Below are 1,386 nucleotides of genomic sequence, written 5' to 3'. Positions count from 1 at the left end.
CTACTCCGGCTGTGATGATGGTCGTGTCGCTCCGGCCGCGCCTGACTCGTACTCTGGCTGGCTGCTTGTGCCTTGTGTTTGATCTGTCGGCCCGGACGGAGCGGCGCGTACCGGCACCGGCCGGCGGAGCGTGTCCCGATAGGGGCCTTGGCCTAGAAGGCACCGTCACAGTCCTGACCGCTCCACCGACCGACGCTGGCCATCGGCACTGCGTCGTTGAACAGGAGCACCGTGACCACCCTCAGCATGCCCGCTGCGTTCCCTCACATCCAAGCCGCCGAGGCCGCCTCGCCGCGTTCGGTGGTACTCGGTGTCGACACCCACAAGGACATGCATGTCGCCGCCGTCCTGGACCACCTGGGCGCGCTGCTGGACATCGGCGAGTTCCCGGCCACCGGGACCGGATACCACCAACTTCTTGACTGGGCAGGTCAGTTCGGAACTGTAATGCTGGCCGGGGTGGAGTGCACCGGATCCTACGGCGCTGGCCTGGCCCGCTACCTCGCGACCCAGCGAGTGTCGGTGGTGGAGGTCAACCAGCCAGATCGATCCGCCCGGCGTCGCCGCGGCAAGACCGACGCCGTCGACGCCGAGTCCGCCGCCCGGGCCGCCCTGTCGGGCACCGCGCGGGCGTTGCCGAAGAGCGGCGACGGGCAGGTGGAGGTGCTGCGCATGCTCCGGTTGGCGAAGAACTCCGCGGTCAAGGCCCGCACCCAGGCGCTCAACCAGCTCAAGGCCGTGCTGATCAACGCCCCATCCACCCTGCGCGAGGAACTGGAACCGCTCTCGACTGCGCTCCTCGTCCGCCGTTGCGCGGAGCTGACCGCCCCTCGCGACGGCAACCCGGCAGCTGACACGGCAGTCTTCACACTCCGACTGCTCGCCGAACGTGTCTTGCGGCTTCGACAAGAGGTCGCCGAGCTCGGGCGGCGCATGACCGCAGCGGTCCAGGCCAGCGCGCCGAGCCTGCTGGAGCAGTTCGGGATCGGCCCGGACAGTGCTGCGGCCCTGCTGATCACTGCCGGCGACAACCCTGAGCGACTGAGTAGTGAGGCATCCTTCGCCGCGCTGTGCGGCGCCAGCCCTGTCGAGAAGTCCTCGGGAAAGACCCGGCGCCGTCGACTCAACCGGGGAGGAGACCGACAGGCCAACGCCGCGCTGCACCGCATCGTGGTCACCCGCATGCGCCAAGACGAGCGCACCCGCTCCTACCTGGAGCGACGTAGCGCTGAGGGGCGAGGTAAGCGGGAGATCATGCGCTGCCTCAAGCGCTACGTGGCCCGCGAGGTCTACGCGCTGATACGCACCGACATGATCGTATGCCACCAGCGCCCTGATGACCCGTCAACCCTCACGACCGCGGCTTGACGAACATAGGGGCATCAA

Annotated in this window: 1 protein-coding gene; it reads left to right on the top strand. The window is 68.4% G+C overall.

The features are described from left to right. The first annotated feature begins 246 nt into the window (after window positions 1–246). A complete protein-coding gene (locus ACFYMC_RS29755) occupies window positions 247–1,368 on the top strand; it encodes an IS110 family transposase (protein WP_388531270.1) in 1,122 nt (373 codons plus the stop codon). Window positions 1,369–1,386 lie beyond the last annotated feature (18 nt).

Origin of the sequence: Streptomyces sp. NPDC006879 (assembly GCF_042869595.1) — a bacterium.
Lineage (GTDB): Bacteria > Actinomycetota > Actinomycetes > Streptomycetales > Streptomycetaceae > Streptomyces.
Note: the sequence above shows the minus strand (reverse complement) of the source record. Positions and strands in the feature narration are given on the sequence as shown.

Bases quoted from the DNA above. Each gene is read 5' to 3' on its own strand.
- ACFYMC_RS29755 (WP_388531270.1), top strand. From the start codon at position 247: ATGCCCGCTGCGTTCCCTCACATCCAAGCCGCCGAGGCCGCCTCGCCG.